Origin of the sequence: Nocardia sp. CDC160, assembly GCF_035818795.1 — a bacterium.
Taxonomy (GTDB): domain Bacteria; phylum Actinomycetota; class Actinomycetes; order Mycobacteriales; family Mycobacteriaceae; genus Nocardia.
Map to the genome: position 1 here is coordinate 325,526 of NZ_JAYKYT010000003.1, position 18,284 is coordinate 343,809.

The window sequence follows — 18,284 nt, forward strand, 5'->3', positions numbered from 1 at the left end:
GGGGCTGGAACAATGGAAAAAGCACCAATGACCACAACGAAACTCGCGGAATCCGAGCTGCGGGCCATCGCGGAGAAGGGCGCGGCCGAGCTCGGCCCGAACGCCACCGCGCAGGAACTGCTGCAGTGGACCGACGACACCTTCGGCTCGAATTACATTGTGGCGTCCAACATGCAGGACGCGGTGCTGGTGCAGCTGGCCGCCCAGGTCCGCCCCGGCGTGGACGTGCTGTTCCTCGACACCGGCTACCACTTCGCCGAGACCATCGGCACCCGTGACGCGGTCGAGCTGGTCTACGGCGTGAACATCGTGAACGTGACGCCGGAACACACTGTGGCCGAACAGGATCAGCTGCTGGGCAAGGATCTGTTCGCCCGCGACGCCGGTGAATGCTGCCGCCTGCGCAAGGTGGTCCCCCTGAAGAAGTCCCTCGTCGGATACAACGCCTGGGTGACCGGCATCCGTCGAGTGGAGGCGCCGACTCGCGCCAACGCACCCCTCATCTCCTACGACGAGGGCTTCGGCCTGGTGAAGATCAATCCGATCGCCGCCTGGTCGGATGACGAGATGGCCGCCTACATCGAGGCCAATGGCATTCTCGTCAATCCCCTTGTGGAAGAGGGCTATCCCTCCATCGGTTGCGCTCCGTGCACGCGGAAGCCGGAACCGGGATCCGATCCGCGATCCGGCCGCTGGGCCGGGCTCGCCAAGACCGAATGCGGGTTGCACGCGTCATGACCTCTCTCGAGACAGAATTCGACACTCTCGCGGCTCTCGAGTCCGAGTCCATCCACATCTTCCGCGAGGTGGCGGGCGAGTTCGAGCGGCCGGTGATCCTGTTCTCCGGCGGCAAGGACTCCACCGTCCTGCTGCACCTGGCGATCAAGGCGTTCTGGCCCGCGCCGCTGCCGTTCGCGCTGCTGCACGTGGACACCGGGCACAACCTGCCCGAGGTGCTCGCCTTCCGCGACAAGGTGGTCGAGAAGTACGGGCTGCGTTTGCATGTCGCGTCGGTGGAGGACTACCTCGCCGACGGGCGACTACAGGAGCGGCCGGACGGCATCCGCAACCCGCTGCAGACCGTGCCGCTGCTGGACGCCATCAACGAGAACCGCTTCGACGCGGTCTTCGGTGGCGGCCGCCGCGACGAGGAGCGTTCGCGCGCCAAGGAGCGGATCTTCTCGCTGCGTGACGCGTTCGGGCGTTGGGATCCCAAGCGGCAGCGCCCGGAGCTGTGGAACCTGTACAACGGCCGCCACGCGCCCGGCGAGCACGTGCGCGTGTTCCCCATCTCCAACTGGACCGAGCTGGACATCTGGCGCTACATCGCCCGCGAGGACGTGGAGCTGGCCAGCATCTACTACGCCCATGAGCGCCCGGTCTACCAGCGCGACGGCATGTGGATGACCCCCGGCGTCTGGGGCGGCCCGGCCGAGGGCGAGGAGCTGCTGATCAAGTCGGTGCGCTACCGCACCGTCGGCGACGGATCCACTACCGGCGCAATCATTTCCGACGCCGCCGACAATGACGCGATCCTCGCCGAGGTCGCCGCGTCCCGGCTCACCGAACGTGGCGCGACCCGCGGCGACGACCGCGTCTCCGAGGCCGCCATGGAAGACCGCAAGCGAGAGGGTTACTTCTGATGTCCGACCTATTGAGACTGGCCACCGCCGGATCGGTCGACGACGGCAAGTCCACCCTGGTCGGGCGGCTGCTCTACGACACGAAGTCCGTGCTGGCGGACCAGATCGACGCGGTCACCCGCGCGTCGGTCGACAAGGGTCTGTCCACCCCGGACCTGTCGCTGCTGGTGGACGGCCTGCGCGCGGAGCGCGAGCAGGGCATCACCATCGATGTGGCGTACCGCTACTTCGCCACGCCCAAGCGGTCTTTCGTGCTCGCCGACACCCCGGGGCACGTGCAGTACACCCGCAACACGGTGTCCGGCGCGTCGACCGCGCAGCTGGTGATCCTGCTGGTGGATGCCCGCAAGGGTGTCATCGAGCAGACTCGCCGCCACGCCGCCGTCATGGCGCTGCTGGGCGTGCCGAAGCTGGTGCTGGCCGTGAACAAGATCGACCTGGTCGATGATCCGGCGGGCGTGTTCGAGAAGATCAAGTCCGAATTCGCGGAGCTGACAACCAAACTCGGCTGGGCGGCCGAGGATGTGCAGGAGATCCCGGTTTCCGCGCTGCACGGTGACAATGTCGCCTCGCGGTCGGAGAATACCCCGTACTACAGCGGGCCGTCGCTCATCGAGCACCTGGAGTCGGTGCCGGTGGACGCGGACGCGCACGGCCGCCACCAGGTCGGCCTGCGCTTCCCGGTGCAGTACGTGATCCGGCCGCGCACCGCCGAGTACCCGGACTACCGGGGTTACGCGGGACAGGTTGCGGCGGGCGTGGTTTCGAAGGGCGACGAGGTCGTGGTGTTGCCGTCGGGCACGCGCACCACCGTCGAGCGCATCGACACCCCGAACGGTGAGCTGGTGTCGGCACAGCCGGGCCGCAGCGTCACGCTGATCCTGGCCGACGATGTCGATGTCTCACGCGGCGATGTGATCGCCGCCGCCAAGGGCGCCCCCGAGCCCATCGACTCCTTCGACGCCACCGTCTGCTGGCTCGGCGACAAGCCGCTGCGCCCGGGCGCGCGCCTGCTGCTCAAGCACGGCACCCGCACCACCCAGGCGATCGTGGGCGCGCTGCTCGAGCGTTTCGACGAGCAGCACCTGTCGGCGGACCCGAACCCGGAGTCGCTGTCGCTCAATGACATCGGCCGCATCTCGGTGCGCGTGGCCGACCCGATCGTGGCCGACGACTACAGCGTCAACCGCCACACCGGCTCGTTCCTGCTCATCGATCCCGCGGGCGGCAACACCCTGGCCGCGGGCCTGGTCGGCGACGCCCTCACCGCGGTCGAGGTCGGCACCGAAACCGAATTCGCCACCGAAGCCGGGGTCTGACGATGAATCCGCCCGGCAACGGCGCATTTCCGGCCGTCCCGCCGGGCGGAGCGCCCGCCCGCCCCCTGCCCGGCCCGGCCTTCGGGTCGATAACGACCAAATACAGCGGCCCGCCCCGGCCCGCGCGGCGGCAGAACGCACCCGCGCTCATCGCCGTGGCGCACGGCAGCCGGGATCCACGCTCGGCCGCCACCATGCGGGCCGTGGTCGAGCTGATCGCGGCCCAGCGACCGGATCTCGATGTGCGCCTGGCCTTCCTGGACCTGAGCACGCCCTCGGTGGATCAGGTCGTGGATGCCGTTGCCGCCGACGGGCATACGCACGCCATCGTCGTTCCGCTGCTGCTGGGCAGCGCATTCCACGCGCGAGTGGACCTCCCCGGTCTGCTGGACGAGGCCCGCTCTCGGCATCCGCGCCTGTGCCTGACCCAGGCCGATGTCTTGGGCCCCGATCCACATCTGATCTTCGCCCTGCGCGATCGGGTGCTGGAAGCGCTGCGCGGCGACGCTTCTCCTTTCCATCCCGGCATGGCAAGGAGGTTGGGCATCGCGGTCGCCGCGGTCGGTTCCTCCTCCCCCGCCGCGAACGCTCGCACCGGCGATGTCGCACGCCTGCTCACGGCACTGACGGGCTGGGACACCGAGATCTGCTTCGCCACCACCGATCCCACGCTCGACAAGGCGTTCACACGCCTGAGGGCCCGGGGTGCGGAGCGGATTCTGGTCGCGCCCTGGTTCCTGGCTCCGGGACTGCTTACCGACCGGTTGCGCGACTCGCTTCCGGGTGTCACGCATGCCGAAACCATTGGCGCGCACCCGCTGCTGGCCGAGGTCGCCCTCGACCGCTACACCACGGCCGCCCTGCCACTCGAGCTCTCGGCCTGAGTTCGCATCAGCTTTCGGCGGTGGGATAGTCCGGCAGCGGGTATTCGGCCTGCTTGCCGATCAGGCGAGTCAGCAAGGCGCGCAAGGGTGACAAGGGCCGCGACGTCAAGGTCTCGATAAGGATGTGCATGATGGCGACACCGCAGCGCGTTTCGGGGTGACGCAGGCGAACCTGGGTTTCGGTGCCCTTCTGGATTTCGGTGACCAAGGGACGCAGGAGTTCCTCGTAGCGGTCGAAGGCCCGCGTGAGATCGTTTGGGGTGGCGGCGATTTCACCAGCCAGCAGGTACGCACCGATAATGGCGAGCGCGGTGCCCATGCCCGTCATGGGCGAACCGCAGCAGGCGGCGTCGCCGAGCAGGACGATCCGGCCCTTCGACCAGTGCGGCATGCGGACGCGGGCCACCTCGTCGAAGTAGAAATCGGGGGCGTCGGCCATGGCGTTCAGGATGTCCGGGATCACCCAGCCGTAGCCGGTCAGCCGTTCGCGGATGAGCCGCTGCTGCGCTTCGAGATCGCCGCGCAGCGCGGGGTCGGCGGGAATACGGGTGGTGACGATGGCCATGGAGGTCGCCGGATCCGGGTCCGGGCGCAGCGCGACGGTGCTGCCGGGAACGGGATAGACACCGACCCAACCGGTTTCGAGGGTGGTGCCGGGCGGGGTGGGGATGGTGAAGAAGCCGATATACGCGCCGAGGTATTCGACGAATTGCTCGCGCGGCCCGAAGACCTTCTCGCGCAACGCGGAATTCAGTCCGTCGGCGCCGATCACGACATCGAACTCGGCGACCGCACCGGAGGCGAAACGGACCTTCACCGTCTCGGCGTCCTGATCGATGTCCTCGACCCAGTCGCCGTAGCGATAGTCGAGCGTTCCGGATTCGGCCGGGAGCCCGGCGATTTCGTCGAGCAGGACCTGGTTCAGCTCACCCCGCGCGATCTCGATCTCGGCGACGAACCCCTCGCCACCGAACATCTCGGCGGGCATGCGTGCGCGGCTCCGCCCGCGCTCGTCGATGAAGACCATGCCGCGCTCGTCGAGTTGCCGCTTGCGGATGCCGGGCATGAGGCCCATTCGCTCGGCCACCTTGCGGCTGGGCCCGCGCAGGTCGACGGCCTGCCCGCCCGGCCGCGGCGCGGGCGCGCGTTCGACGACGGTGGTGTCGATTCCGGCCCGCAGCAGTTGGAGCGCGACCGCATTGCCCGCGATGCCGCCCCCGCAGACCAGCACGCGAATCGGTCGAGACATGGTGAACCTCCGAGTTGAACCGGTCAAGCCTGCAGAAAACGCGACAGCACATCCGTGGTGAGGCGTGGGGCTTCCTCGGGGAGGAAGTGTCCGCAGGGTAAGGCCGTCCCGGTCACCGTGTCACACCATTTTCCCCATACCCGCAGTGGATCTGTTGCCCCGTCGGCGATCCCGCCGGTCTCACCCCAGAGCACGAGGGTCGGACACTCGATCTTCCGGATGCCCCGGTCGTTTTCATCGTGCTCGCGATCGAGTGTCGCGGCGGCCCGATACTCCTCGCAGATGGCGTGCACTCGCTTCGGGTCCTGGAACTGTGCCCGATACGCGTCGCGCACCTCGTCCGAGAACACTCCCGGGGTGCTCGACCACGAGTCGAGCATGTGATCGACCAGCACCCCGGGTGATCCCGAAATCAACTGCTCCGGAACGGGTTCCGGAGCCGCGAGGAACGACCACACCCAGAACCCGCTACCGAGCTCGGCCCGGAAGACGTCGCCCGTGGGGATCACATCCAGGACCGCCAGCCGCTCGACCACCCCGGAATGGTCGAGCGCCATCCGGTAGGCGCACCGCGCGCCCCGATCGTGCCCGACGACGGCGAACCGCCGATGCCCCAGTGCCACCATCACTTCCACCTGCTCCCGGGCAATCTCCCGCATGCTGTACGGGCCGTGATCCGGTGCGCTCGGTGGTGTGCCGCTGTCGCCGTATCCGCGCAGGTCCGTTGCGACCACGGTGAATGTCTCGGCCAGCTCCGATGCGACGTGATGCCACATCAGGTGTGTCTCGGGAATACCGTGCAGCAGGAGCACCGGCGGGCCGGTGCCCTTCACCCGACCGTGAATGTGCCCGGCCGTTGTTGGGATGTCGAATTCTTGGAAGCCGGTGAACATCGGGTCGCCTCAGCGGTTTTGGGAGCCGGGTTCGGGGAAGGGGAGGTAGGGGATCAGGGAGTGGGCGAGGTTGGTGATGGTGAGGGATTGCAGCCAGACTCGGCCGGGGCCGGTGAGGGCGGCGAGGAAGAGGCCGTCGCCGCCGAAGAGGACATTGCGAATGCCCTTCACCATGGTGATGTCGAAATTGACCGAGCCTTCGAACAATCCGACGTGGCCGGGGTGTACGCGTAATGTCTCGCCCGGCGCGAGGTCGTAGGGGACGACCTCGCCGGAGAGTTCCACCCAGGCGTAGCCGTCGCCGGAGAGCCGCTGCAGGGTGAAGCCGGTACCGCCGAAGATGCCCGCGCCGAGGCGGCGCTGGAAGCTGAGCGCCACTCGCACATCACCTGCGGCACAGAGGAATCCGTGCCGATGAACCAGGTATTCACGGTCCTTCGCGATCTGTACGGGCATGATCTGGCCGGGCAGCTTGGCGGCGAAGGACACCCGGCCGGGCACGCGGTGGGCGGTGTATTCGGTCATGAACAGCCCGGCACCGGCCAGCGCCCGCCGCACCGCCCCGAACATGCCACCGGCCGCGCCCCGGGTCGAGGTATTGAGCCGGATCGAGTCGGTCATCCACGACAGCTGCCCGGCTTCGGCGATGAGACTGTCACCCGGTTCGAGGGCGACCTCGAGGACCGGCATGACGGTTCCCCGGATTCTGGCGTCCATCAGGTTTCCCCTCCCGTGGTTCGCGACTCACACCAGTGTGCCCCGCCGCCGATCGCGATGTGATCGTCACCGGCTTGCCACCGGCCCGACCTTCCTAGTAATTTAGGATTCCCTTACCTAACAGAAGGCTCGACCATGCTCCAGACCAGCAGCGCCCGGTATCGCACCGGGACCGCGGGAATACCCCACGATTCCTGGGGAATCGTGTCCGCCTACGCCCTGCTGGCCACCGGCACCCTCACCGCGGCCGTCTGGATCGCCGCCCACGTCACCGCCAGTCCGGCCGTGCACACCGGCGGACTGTTCGTGCACCTCGCCTCGCTGGTGGTGGGTTTCGGCGGGGTGCTCATGGCCGATTCCTTCGTCTTGCGCTGGGCCGCAGGGCGTCTCACCCTGACCGAGACCCTGCGCGCCGTGGGCCGATTGCACGCCCCCATCTGGCTGGGACTGGCCGGACTGGTGGCCAGCGGCTGCGTGCTGGAACCGAACCTGGCCTCGACCATGACGCGCACCAAGCTGGCCCTGGTCCTGATGCTGACGCTCAATGGGATTCAGGCCTGCGCACTGAACCGCCGACTGCGCGCCCGCGGCGACACACCGCTCACCGGTCGCCTGCTGGCCTGGGGCGCGGCCACCGGATTGGTGTCGCAGCTGTGCTGGTGGGGCGCGACGGTCATCGGCTTCCTCAACGCGCAGCGCTGATCCCCGCGCCCGATCGACCGCCCGATACGCTGGGCGAATGATCAAGGCTGCGGTATTCGATGTGGGCGAGACGCTGATCGACGAGACGCGCATCTGGTGCCGGTGGGCCGACCGGCTCGATATCCCGCGCTTCGCGTTCCTGGGCGTCATCGGCGGCATGGCCGCCACCGGGCGACCGCTCACCGACGCCTTCGAACTGGTGCGGCCGGGCCTGGATCTCGAGGCCGAGCAGTCCGCGTGGGCCGCCGAGGAGCCGGAAAGCCTGCGCAACAACTTCGACGGGGACGACCTGTACCCGGATGTGCGGCGGGCGCTGAGCGAACTGCGGCGCCGGGGCATCACCGTCATCATCGCCGGGAACCAACCGCCGCAGGCGAAGTCGGCCCTCGAACGGTTGCGGCTGCCGGTGGACGCGGTGTACACCTCGGCCGAATGGGATCTGGAGAAGCCGGATCCGAAGTTCTTCACGCGGGTGATCGAGGTGGCCGGTGTCGAACCCGAGGAGATCGCCTACGTCGGTGATCGGGTCGACAACGATGTGGTGCCGGTGGTGGCGGCGGGCATGGTGCCGGTGTTGATTCGGCGCGGGCCGTGGGGTTATCTGACCGCCGAGCTGCCCGAGGCGGCTCAGGCGAGGATTATCGACGGGCTCGACGAACTGCCGGATCTGCTGTCGCCCGCCTGAATTCACCAATACATGACGCATCAAATGTGACGGCGGTTTTCCGCCAGCGACCACACCCCGCGCGGCGTTGACTATGACATGTCAACGAAATCGGCTCTACCGCAAGGGGAATGCAGTCATGGATGCTCGCTTCACAGGCAAGGTCGTTCTGATCACCGGAGCCACCTCGGGGGTCGGGGCGGCCGCGGCCCGGCGCATTGCCGCCGAGGACGGGAGCGTGGTGCTCGGCGCGCGCGGCAAGGAGGCCGGGGACCGGATGGTCGAAGAGATTCGCGCCGCGGGTGGCCGGGCGGTCTTCGTGCCCACCGATGTGACGGTCGAGGCCGAGGTCGCGCGCCTGACCGACGCGGCGGTCACCGAATTCGGGCGGCTGGACGCGGCTTTCAACAATGCGGGGGCAGTCAATGCCTTCGGCTCGGTGGAGGAGATCGACGAGGCCGGGTGGCGCGCCGATCTCGAACTCAATCTGACGGCGGTCTATTACGGTCTGCGCCACCAGGTTCCGGCGTTGGCCGCGAGCGGGGGCGGGGCGATTCTCAATAATGCCTCGAACCTGGGCGTGGTCGGTATGGCGCAGGTCGCGCCGTATGTGGCCGCCAAACACGGTGTGGTGGGCCTGACCCGGGCCGTGGCGCTGGAGGCTGCCAACCGGTCGGTGCGGGTGAATGCGCTGGTCTCCGGCGCGGTCGACACCCCCGCCTTCCGCAACTCCATGGGCGCGACGCCCGAGGGCGAGGCCGCCATCGCCGCCTTGCACCCGCTCGGCCGCATCTCCCGGCCCGACGAGATCGCCGCCTTCTGCGCCTACCTGCTCAGCGACGAGGCGAGTTTCATTACCGGCGCGGCCCTGGCCATCGACGGCGGCTTCACCGCCCGCTGACTCCCACCCGATCGCGAAGTCGCGACAGGCCCACCACCGCGCCCGGGCACTGGAAACGCGGGGTGGGCCGGTCACTTTCGACGACGGAAGGGTGAGGGTTGCAGGTCCCTCACGCTTCCGCCGCCGGACCGTGGAGCGCGCCGCGACCGGCGCGCTCGGAATCGGGGACGAGGTGGGGCGGGGTGGTCAGTCCCGCCGACCACCTGCGTCGCCGTGGGGAGGGGACAGATGGTGGGACTCCACCGCCCCGCCTCCCCCGCCACCCGCACCGGCGTGTGGGACAGCACGCCGCCTACGGGTCAAGCCGAAACTCATTACCCGGCACACGGTTCGGTTCTCAGTGGTGGGCACCGCCGCCACCTCCGCCCTTGCCGCCGCCTCCGGCTCCACCGCCGCCGCCCATGCCGCCACCACCCATTCCCCCGCCACCCATGGAGCCGCCGCCCATGCCGCCGCCGGTGTGGGTGCCGCCGCCGGGTGAGGAGCCACCGGGGTTGCCGCCGCCCGTGGAACCGCCGCCGGTGGCGGTACCGCCGGAGGGAGAGCCACCGCCGGTCGCGGTTCCACCGCCGGGCGTTCCACCGCCGGGCGTTCCACCGCCGGTTCCGCCCGATGGGGTGCCGCCGCCTGTGCTCGCGCCGCCGGGGCTACCACCGCCGGGGGTGGAACTGCCGGGAGATGTTGCGCCGCCGCCTGTTCCGGTACCTCCACCGGTACCTGCACCGGCACCAGTTCCTCCGGCACCCGTACCTCCGGTACCTGTTCCGGCGCCGGTACCCGTTCCACCCCCTGTGTCGGTACCGCCACCGGTGCCCGTACCGCCGGACGTCGAACCGCCCGAGGTGGATCCGCCGGGTGCCTGGCCACCGGTGTTCGCTCCGGCCGGGTCGCCGGTTGTGCCGCCGGGCGTCGAACCGCCGCCCGCGGGGGTTGCGCTGCCCGGGTCCGATCCGCCGGATGGTGTTCCGCCGGTGGCGGTTCCGCCGGTTCCGGTTCCGGGGGTGCTGCCGCCGGGGGCCGAGGAACCCGGGTCGCCCGCCGCCGGGGTTCCGGTGCCGGGAGTCGTGCCACCGGGGGTGCCCGGTTGGGTTCCGCCCGTGGCGCTTCCGGGAGTCGTGCCGGGCTGGCTGCCGCCGGGCGGCGTAGCGCCGGGCTGGCCCGTGCCGGGTTGGGTTGCGCCGGGGATGGTTCCGGTGCCGCCGGGGAGGGTGGCCGAGATCGGTTGGGCGGTATTGCCGGGGACGCTGACCGTGGGGACCTGGCCGCTGAAGGAGCCGACGTTCCAGCCGGTGAGGGCCGGGTTCTGGAAGGGCAGCGGGTTGGTGAACTGGGCCGGGTTGGCGTAGGTGACGACCGTGTCCGAGAGCATGCGGGTTTCGCAGTGGGTGCCGCCGCTGGTGGTGTCGACCGGGCGGCCGTGGACCCAGGTCTGGGTGACGGTCGGGGCGATCGGGGCGTAGGCGCGGACCGCGGCCACGGTGGCGATGGCGTGGGTGTGGGTGCCGGGCGGCGCGCCCGCGTCCTCGTAGACGATGACGTCCCCCGTGCCGAGCGCGGCGGTCCCCACCGGCTGGTCGGTCGGTTCCGGTGCGGCTTGCAGGCCGGGTGGTCCGGCAACCGGCCCGCCCAGCACGGTGGCCGCGGACATGGCCAGCGCGGAAGCCACCGCGGCACCGGAGATCACGGCGGCGCGAGGGGCATAGCGTCCAATGGCCGATCCGGCGTCGATGCTGCGAAAGGCGGCGATGGCCGCGCCCACGGACACGGTGTGCGCAGGGTCCGGCGACATGATGACCGGGCGACCGAGATCGGCCAGCACCCGCGCCACCTCCGCGGGCCGGGCCGCACCGCCGATGAGCAGGACCCGATCGATCTCCTCCATGTGCAGACCGGCCCGGTGCACCACCGAGCGCACGAGTCGTAGCGAATTGCGAATGTGCCAGCTGCGCAGCCGATTCGTATCGGAAGCGGGCACCACGGCCGAAACCGGTTGTGCCGCACCGGGTGCGATGCTGCGCGCGTACCGGGCCAGCAGGGTGCCGAGCGGGCGGCCACCGTAGTCGTGGGAGCGCTCGGCCCGCCCGAGGATGCCGCGTTCCTCGCGGTCCGCCTCGGTGCGCACCACCGCGATGTCGAGACTGTTGCCCCCGAGGTCGTAGACCAGGGTCAGCCCGGATTCGGAGATGCCGTATTCGCTGTCGAGCCATTCCACCGCGGCGACCGGCTCGGGCATGAGGGTGACGTCCGCGGCCCCGGACCAGTCCAGCGCCCGCCGCAATCGCGTGACGTGTTTGTCCGAATAGCAAGCCGGATAGGTGCTTACGGCGGGCGCTTCGGGCGCATTGGTCTCGATGAGCCCGTTCACCACGGCCGCCACCAGATCCGCCGGGGACCAGATGCGACCGTTGATGACCACCGGGTCCGGCTCGGCCGTGAGATCGGCGAAGTCGGTGACCACCGGGGCGAAGCGGGGAATTCCCCCGATATGCGGCCCACCGGCGCTGTCGAAGGTGACGGCGGTCCGGCGAACGCGCACCGCGGGCCGGTTCCGATCACCGGCCGTGGTCGCCCATACGGAGTTCACTGTGCCGATGCTCATGCCAAAGCCAACTGTCATCGCTATCCCGTCAACGCACCGAGACCACGGCCTCCACGGGCGTACCAACCATGTGGTCGCGGTCGTTTTCCAAACAGCGCGTTCAGGTTAGCTGGCGTTAGCGGGGGATGAATATCGAATTGGGAGAAAAGATTTCGCGTCCAGTAGCGAAGGTGGCGAATCTACTGGTCAGGCAATGTTCCAAGCAAGATCGAATCCGACTGTGCGACAAAAGCAACCGAACAGTCTTTCTCGGTGGCTACAGCACAGCGAACAAAATATTCATACCAACCGGTAGGCAAAGAGTGTCCGAAAAACCAAACCGCATCGTCAGTTTGGGAGTGCGGATTACCGATCACTGGTCGGTAGCTACCCGGGAATCCCCCACGCGGGCCGCTGCACCGTCCGTGATTCGCGACGAAATCTTCTCTACTACCGATCATGTCGTCGCGAGCAAACGCGGCATTACAACTCACACAACAGCATCGGTACGTTGCGTACGCACGGGCGACGAAGATTCGCAGCCGACCCTCCACCGGATACGTTGCCCGGCACAAAAAGTCAGCCCCGCGGCACAGGAGCGGCGCTACCCGACCCGGTCATCGCGGCATGCTTGTGGCCGGGTCCCCTGCCACCGAGGTGGAATCCGGCCAGAAACGCACCGGAACGACGAAGGCCGCCGTACGCGCAGGGGGTTCGCGTACGGCGGCCTCCGGTGGGCATCGCCGAGGGGGTGGATCAGCGACGCACCAATAGGGGTAGCTTCCGTCGGGGGCGGTTCACCGCGCCGCCACGAATGGCATGCGGCTGACGCTCACCGACCAGTCGGTCGAAATCTCCTGCGCTGCGGACGGGTTGAGCCAACCGACCGGCATTGAAGTCGTCCACCAGCTGACGCACCGTCTGCTGCGCGCACGACTTGTTGGTGCCGATGAACCCGGTCGGCCCGCGCTTGATCCAGCCGGTGACATAGGTACCGGGCACCACCGCACCGCCGGACTCCTCGGTCACCCGGCCGTCCGCGTTCGGGATGATCCCGGCCCGCTCGTCGAAGGGCAGCCCCGCCAGCGCGACACCGCGATAGCCGACCGAGGCCAGCACCAGCCCGGTCTCGATCGTCTCGACATCCTCGGTCGCGACCGCGTGCACGCTGCCGTCGTCTCCGGTGACGAGCTCATTGCGCACCACCTCGACCCCGGTGACCCGATCCACGCCGAGGATGGCCGTGGGCGCGGACAGATACCGGAAGACAATGCGCTTGCGCCCGAGAACGGGACGATCCGCCAAGCCCCGCAACAGCTTCAGCTTGTGCTCGACCTTCTGCGACATGCCCTCGACCGGTTCGGGAATCTCACCCTCCACCACAATGTCGACATCCGCGCCCAGCAGGCCCACGAATTCCGGCACGGTGAAGGCGGATTCGGCCGGACCGCGCCGCCCGAGGATCACGACCTCCTCGATAGCGCTGCGCCGCAAGGCATTCAGCGCCCGCTGCGACATCTCGGTACCGACGAGCAGCTCCGGATCGGTGGTCAGCATGCGCGCCACATCGAGGGCCACATTGCCATTGCCCACGATCACCGCGCGCCGCCCTGACAGGTCGAAATATCGTCCCGCCTGCTCCGGGTGCCCGTTGTACCAGGCCACGAAGTCGGTCGCCGAGGCGCTGCCCGGCAACCCCTCCCCCGCGATCCCGAGCTTGCGATCCGAGGACGCGCCGACGGCGTAGATCACCGCGTGGTAGTGCGCCAGCAACTCCTCGTGCGAAACATGTTCGCCCACATTCACATTCAGATAGGACCCGAACCCCGGCTGCGCCGAGATCACATCGAAGAGCTGCCCCACCTTGCGGGTCTTGGTGTGATCGGGCGCGACACCGAACCGGGCCAGCCCGTAGGGCGTGGTCACCTTGTCGAACACCGTCACGGAAACGCCCGGCTGCGTGAGCAATTCGTCGGCCGCGTACATGGCCGAGGGCCCGGACCCAATAATGGCCACCCGCAACGGTTCCCGCCCCGGCTTGACGGCCGCGGCCGGAACCGGCTTGGCCAGCAGCGGCCGCGGCCGCTCCTGCCGGTAGAAGTCGGCATTGATCTCGATGAACGGAAGCTGTTCCGAGGTCAGCTTTTTCGACGACGTAATGGCGTCCACCGGGCACGCGGTGGCGCACGCCCCGCAGTCCACGCAGGCCTGCGGATCGACGTAGAGCATCTCCGCAGTCAGGAAGTCCGGCTCGTCCGGCGTCGGATGAATGCAGTTGACCGGGCAGGCGTAGACGCACGAGGCGTCGCTGCAACAGGATTGGGTGACAACGTACGGCACTGGACGTTCCCCCTTCCTACGCGGCCTTGCCGGAGCGAATCGGCTCCGAGCGGTAGCGCGAGGCCGGGCCGTCGATGCGGAAGAGCTTCCACACCTGCTTGGCGATCGGGTTCATCAGCCCGATCTCGGTGGCCAGCGCGCGCACGTCGATGAAGTAGTCGCTGAAGACCTGCTTGGCCTCCTTGGAGCCGTAGAACAGCTCCTTGCGCACCGTCTCGGGAATGTCGAACTCGCGGAAGAACTTCCGGGGCGGAGTCGCGATGGAGCGGCCCAGAATGAACATGACGATCGGCATGGCGAGGGAGAGCACGAAGCGATTGGCCACGTTCCCCTCCGGCACATGCTGCTTGAGGAACTCGTGCGCGAAGGAGATGTGGCGCGCCTCCTCGGCGACGTGAATCGACATGACGCCGCGCATGATCGGGTGCACCTCCTCACCCGAGCGCAGGATCTGCTTCTGAATGTGGTCGATCGGCTCCTCACCGGCGAGCACCGCCATGAAGAACAGATTCGGGAACATGATCGCGACGGGCACACCGAGGAAGCGCAGCTGGCGCACCAGCGGACCCATGCCCGGCACATCCGCGCCGATGCGGTTGACCATCTCCTGGAACATCAGGGTGTGGTTGAGTTCCTCGGACATCTCGTGGGTGCAATACCGGAACTCCGGGTCACCGTTGGCGAGTCCGAAGGTGTGGTTCACCATGCCGCTGATCAGGATGGATTCGAACTGCAGGCCGACCTTGGCGATATTGGCCTGGCGGTACTTGCCGATCGCGATCTTCTGCTCGTCGCTCAGGCCCTGGTACCAGGGATGACGGCCGAGCGGGTCGGCAGACTCGGGCAGGATCCAGCGTTCGGGGCGGGCATCGGCGTCGAAATCGGGGTTCTCCCAGTCGATGTCCTCGTAGGGGTCGAAGTGCTTGTTCACCGACCCCTCCGAGAGGAGCAGCAGCTTGTTGGCGTACTCCTGAGCTTCGGCAACCACGGGGTCGTCAACGGGCGTCGTGGTCGGAGACATCGTCGTCACCTCTTCAGTAGAAAAGCTTTTATCTGTGCCCCATGGTTACACCAAACTGAAGAGTCGTCAACAACGTGCTCGCAGAATGCTTGCACGAGCTAGCGCGGGTCAGCACACGAATCCATGCCAACCCGCCGGTAGCAGGGCAAATGATCAGTTCAGAGCGCGGCCACCCGGGTGACACGCCGGAACAGGCCGGAGAGCGAGTGATGGCGGTGGTTCGAGGAATCGTGCTCGAGCAGGGACTGCTTGGCCGCGATGGCCGCGCCGTCGGCGATGGTGCGTTCGGGATCGGAGGCCACCACCACCGGGCGGGCGAGTTCCTTGGCCAGGACCTGCGCCACCTCGGGCGGGCGGGCCGCGCCGCCGACCACCAGGATGCGATCCACATCGGCCATGGTCACGTCCGCGATGCGCAGGCATTTGTAGACCAAGCCCAGCGAGCGGCGAATGTGCTCGCTGCGCAGCTCACCCGAATCCGCGTCCGAAAGTCCGCGCGGCACCACCTGCGATCCGGCCGTGCGCCGCAGCTTGCGCGCCACCATGTCACCGAAGGCGCGGCCACCGTATTCGACCGAGTGCAGCGGCAATCCGACGACCGGATTGCTCGGCGCGCCCATGCCCACCCGGAGCAGGGTGATGTCCAGCCCGGACCCACCGAGGTCGTAGACCAGCGCCAAACCCGGTGTGAGCGGCCCGCGTTCGGCGGCCAACCAGGTGGCGGCGGCGATCGGCTCGGCCAACAGGGCGGCGTGAGTCAGACCGACACCGTCGAGGGCGGTGCGTAGATCGGCGACCAGATTGGCGGAGTAACCCGCCGGATGGGTCACCGCGATACCGACGTCACCGGCATCGAGCGGTCCGGCCGGAGGTTGCCCGAGCACCTCCGAGACCACGCTGTGGGCGACGGTCGCCACCAGATCGGCGGCCGAGAGCGCGCGGTGCCCGACCCGGGCGACCGGTGCGCCACGCTGGGTGAGATCGGCGAATTCGGTGATCACCCGCCCGTGCCGGGGAATCCGCCCGACGCGCGCGGTGCCCGAACTATCGAAGGTGAGGGTGGTGCGCCAAGTGGTCGGCGGAGCGCCGACGCCGCCGCGGCGACCGGGCGGATGTTTCGCCGATCGATCGGCCGCCGTGGAGCAAACCGTATTGACCGTGCCGATAGACAAGCCCACACCGAACGCCATCATCCACCTCGATCTACCAGTCCCTCATCGGGTCGAGCCCGCTGTGAAATGACCGCTGTCGCCAGCCATCCGACCCGACCCCAATTCATGCAACTCCTGCGCCGAATGCTTGCCAACCACCGGACACGAGGTTGTCCGCTCGTGCGCCGCCTTGTCCTTACAACCATGCTGTCCAGGCAGACGAGGGCGATATAGACCGCGCGCGTTCGGATCGCGCAATGTTTGCCTGGCTTCGTCGGTTCGCCGGATACGGGACGGAAGGTGCCGAACGGTTCGGATGTGACTGCCGACGACAATCGCCCCCGCCCCGAGGGATTCGGGGCGGGGGCGATCGGACCTCGCGGGTTCAGTTGACGGTGGTGGGCGTCTTCAACATGTTCGAGCTGAGCACCGACACCACGCTGTAGGCCAGATTGATCAGGTCCGGGGCGATACCCGTATTGCCCATGAGCATCTTGGCCAGCGGGCCGAAGAACTTGAGGGCCGACTGCACGAGCGTGCTCATGGTGTCCACGTCGAAACCGTCGGACTTGGAGTTCTTGTCGGTCGACGGGGACTGCGCGCCCGGATTCGCCTGCGCCCCCGGATTCGCCTGCGCGCCCGGATTCGACTGCGCGCCGGGCGCGGCCGGGGACGGCGTCTGCGGAGCAGCCGGAGTGCCGGGCGATTGCCGCGGCGCGCGCTGATCGGCGATGGGCTTCACCGCCGGTGCCGCACCGGGTTTCGCGGGCTCCTTGCCGGGCTGCGCCGGAACCGCCTGCGGCGCAGCGGGTTGCGGCACCGCGGCTTGCGGCGCGGCCGGGCCGCCCTGCTGGGCCTGCTGCTCCCAGTTCAGGAACTGATCGGCCAGCTGCTGGAAGACCTGCAGTCCGTCCGCGGTCTGCGGCGTACCCGCCCGCTCCGGACTCACCTCGGCGGGAGTCGGAAGCTGCGGGGCCTGCGCGGGCTGCGCCGGAGCCGAACCCGGTTGTGCCGGAACCTGTCCCGGCTGCGCGGGCGTCCGGTCCTGCCCCGGAACCTGGGCCTGCGGTTGCACCTGCGGGGCCTGAGCCTGCGGCTGGGACTGCGGGGCCTGAGCCTGCGGCTGCACCTGCGGAGCCGGAACCGCCGCCTGCGGCGTCTGCGGAGTCTGCGCCGGAGCGGGCTGGGCCGGAGCCGCCGGTGCGGGCTGCGCCGGGTTCGGCGCGGGCACCTGCGCCTGTGCGGGCTCGGCCGGAACCTGCTGTCCCGGTTGAGTTCCCGGCTCCGACGCGCTCTCGGCGGGCACCGGCACGCCGAGCAGGTACGACGCCAGCCCGGTCACAATGGTGACCGCGTGCTTGAGCTGTCCCTCCGGCGACTCCAGCTGCGCCGCGTCCTCGGCATTGGCGCCATTGCCCATTTCGAGGAACACGTCCGGCACGGAAGTCAGTGCGGGACCGGCGATATCGGAGCGGGTCTGCAGTCCGTCGACGGCACCGTTGTAGGTGGCGGCCTGATATCCGCCCTGCACGTAGGCGTCGCGCATGGCCTTGGTGGCGATCAGCCCGGCACCGGACTGCACCTCGTTGACCTTGGCGTCGGGCACCGGCAGCTGCGGCACGATGAGGTGGAAGCCGTGCCCGTCGGCGGGCCCGCTGTCGGCGTGGATGCTCACGGCGACATCCGCGCCGGAGGCATTGGCGGCCTTGGCACGATCGTCGATGCAGCCGCCCCAGCCGGTGTCGTCGGGGCGGCTCAGGACGACCTTCGCGCCGAGCCCCTCGAGCGAGGTGCGCACCAGCTGCGCGACATTCCAGTTGATGGTGTGTTCGGCCATGCCGTGCAGGCTGGTCATGCCCGTGGTCTGGCACGCCTTGGTGCCACCGCGGCCATCGCTGACCTGCTTGTTCACATCCTGAGTGTGGTTGGGGCCCTGGTGGCCCGGGTCCAGGAAGACGGTCTTCCCGGCGAGTTTCTGCGGCAGTTCCGGCAGCGCGGGCGCGGCCAGGGCGGCGACCGGGACGAGCCCGGTCACGGTCGTGATGGCCGCCGCGGTGACGGCGGTACAGATTCCGGCCTTAGTGATGCTTGGCTTCATAAGCGGACGGCGCTCGGGGCGGAGCGCCCCTCCCTTCCCACTAGTAACACCAGACCCAGCTATTCACTTCGAGCTCACACAGCACTCTGGCAACATCAGTTACCTTCTGGCAAGCTCCGTGATG

15 protein-coding genes are annotated in these 18,284 nt (G+C 68.5%); 7 read left to right on the forward strand and 8 right to left on the reverse strand.

What is annotated here, in order from left to right; translation table 11 throughout:
* Positions 1–27 precede the first annotated feature (27 nt).
* From VMT40_RS16095 to VMT40_RS16110, 4 genes are read left to right on the forward strand one after another with little or no spacing between them, the layout of a single operon-like run.
* The gene (locus tag VMT40_RS16095) at positions 28–738 is read left to right on the forward strand and encodes a phosphoadenylyl-sulfate reductase (protein ID WP_326358973.1); all 711 of its coding nucleotides are present in this window, start codon (positions 28–30) and stop codon (positions 736–738) included.
* Positions 717–1,643, forward strand: coding sequence for a sulfate adenylyltransferase subunit CysD (gene cysD, locus VMT40_RS16100; RefSeq protein ID WP_326358974.1), 927 nt, complete (start codon positions 717–719; stop codon positions 1,641–1,643). The genes VMT40_RS16095 and cysD overlap by 22 nt, the downstream gene beginning before the upstream one ends.
* Complete coding sequence (locus VMT40_RS16105) at positions 1,643–2,962, forward strand: sulfate adenylyltransferase subunit 1 (protein WP_326358975.1); 1,320 nt, start codon at positions 1,643–1,645, stop codon at positions 2,960–2,962. The genes cysD and VMT40_RS16105 overlap by 1 nt, the downstream gene beginning before the upstream one ends.
* Positions 2,963–2,964: 2 nt before the next feature.
* Positions 2,965–3,846 carry a sirohydrochlorin chelatase gene (locus VMT40_RS16110; protein ID WP_326358976.1) on the forward strand — a complete coding sequence of 294 codons (882 nt, stop codon included), beginning with the start codon at positions 2,965–2,967 and terminating at the stop codon, positions 3,844–3,846.
* Positions 3,847–3,853: 7 nt separating this feature from the next.
* Here VMT40_RS16110 and VMT40_RS16115 read toward each other — a convergent pair whose 3' ends face one another.
* The 3 genes from VMT40_RS16115 to VMT40_RS16125 are packed head-to-tail and all read right to left on the reverse strand — an operon-like array spanning position 3,854 to position 6,705.
* Positions 3,854–5,095: an FAD-dependent monooxygenase gene (locus VMT40_RS16115; protein ID WP_326358978.1), complete on the reverse strand. Its 1,242-nt coding sequence runs from the start codon at positions 5,093–5,095 to the stop codon at positions 3,854–3,856.
* 23 nt (positions 5,096–5,118) lie between these two features.
* Positions 5,119–5,988, reverse strand: a complete 870-nt coding sequence (locus tag VMT40_RS16120) for an alpha/beta fold hydrolase (protein ID WP_326358979.1) — start codon at positions 5,986–5,988, stop codon at positions 5,119–5,121.
* A gap of 9 nt (positions 5,989–5,997) precedes the next feature.
* The gene (locus tag VMT40_RS16125) at positions 5,998–6,705 is read right to left on the reverse strand and encodes a TIGR00266 family protein (RefSeq protein WP_326358981.1); all 708 of its coding nucleotides are present in this window, start codon (positions 6,703–6,705) and stop codon (positions 5,998–6,000) included.
* 135 nt (positions 6,706–6,840) lie between these two features.
* Between VMT40_RS16125 and VMT40_RS16130 the strand changes: the two genes are divergently transcribed.
* The 3 genes from VMT40_RS16130 to VMT40_RS16140 all read left to right on the forward strand — a co-directional run bounded on the left by VMT40_RS16130 (position 6,841) and on the right by VMT40_RS16140 (position 8,972).
* On the forward strand, positions 6,841–7,407 hold the full coding sequence (locus VMT40_RS16130) for a hypothetical protein (protein ID WP_326358983.1): 567 nt from the start codon (positions 6,841–6,843) through the stop codon (positions 7,405–7,407).
* Positions 7,408–7,444: 37 nt separating this feature from the next.
* The gene (locus tag VMT40_RS16135) at positions 7,445–8,092 is read left to right on the forward strand and encodes an HAD family hydrolase (RefSeq protein ID WP_326358985.1); all 648 of its coding nucleotides are present in this window, start codon (positions 7,445–7,447) and stop codon (positions 8,090–8,092) included.
* Between the two features lie 118 nt (positions 8,093–8,210).
* On the forward strand, positions 8,211–8,972 hold the full coding sequence (locus VMT40_RS16140; RefSeq protein WP_326358987.1) for an SDR family NAD(P)-dependent oxidoreductase: 762 nt from the start codon (positions 8,211–8,213) through the stop codon (positions 8,970–8,972).
* A gap of 337 nt (positions 8,973–9,309) precedes the next feature.
* Here VMT40_RS16140 and VMT40_RS16145 read toward each other — a convergent pair whose 3' ends face one another.
* From VMT40_RS16145 to VMT40_RS39375, 5 genes are all read right to left on the reverse strand, one after another.
* Positions 9,310–11,571 carry an Hsp70 family protein gene (locus tag VMT40_RS16145; RefSeq protein WP_326358988.1) on the reverse strand — a complete coding sequence of 754 codons (2,262 nt, stop codon included), beginning with the start codon at positions 11,569–11,571 and terminating at the stop codon, positions 9,310–9,312.
* A 735-nt stretch (positions 11,572–12,306) separates the two neighbouring features.
* Positions 12,307–13,890 carry an FAD-dependent oxidoreductase gene (locus VMT40_RS16150; RefSeq protein ID WP_326358989.1) on the reverse strand — a complete coding sequence of 528 codons (1,584 nt, stop codon included), beginning with the start codon at positions 13,888–13,890 and terminating at the stop codon, positions 12,307–12,309.
* A gap of 16 nt (positions 13,891–13,906) precedes the next feature.
* The gene (locus VMT40_RS16155; RefSeq protein ID WP_326358990.1) at positions 13,907–14,911 is read right to left on the reverse strand and encodes an AurF N-oxygenase family protein; all 1,005 of its coding nucleotides are present in this window, start codon (positions 14,909–14,911) and stop codon (positions 13,907–13,909) included.
* Between the two features lie 158 nt (positions 14,912–15,069).
* Positions 15,070–16,089, reverse strand: a complete 1,020-nt coding sequence (locus tag VMT40_RS16160) for an Hsp70 family protein (protein WP_326358991.1) — start codon at positions 16,087–16,089, stop codon at positions 15,070–15,072.
* Between the two features lie 358 nt (positions 16,090–16,447).
* Positions 16,448–18,160 (reverse strand): N-acetylmuramoyl-L-alanine amidase, encoded by a 1,713-nt coding sequence (locus VMT40_RS39375; protein WP_442789991.1) that lies wholly within the window; start codon positions 18,158–18,160, stop codon positions 16,448–16,450.
* Positions 18,161–18,284 lie beyond the last annotated feature (124 nt).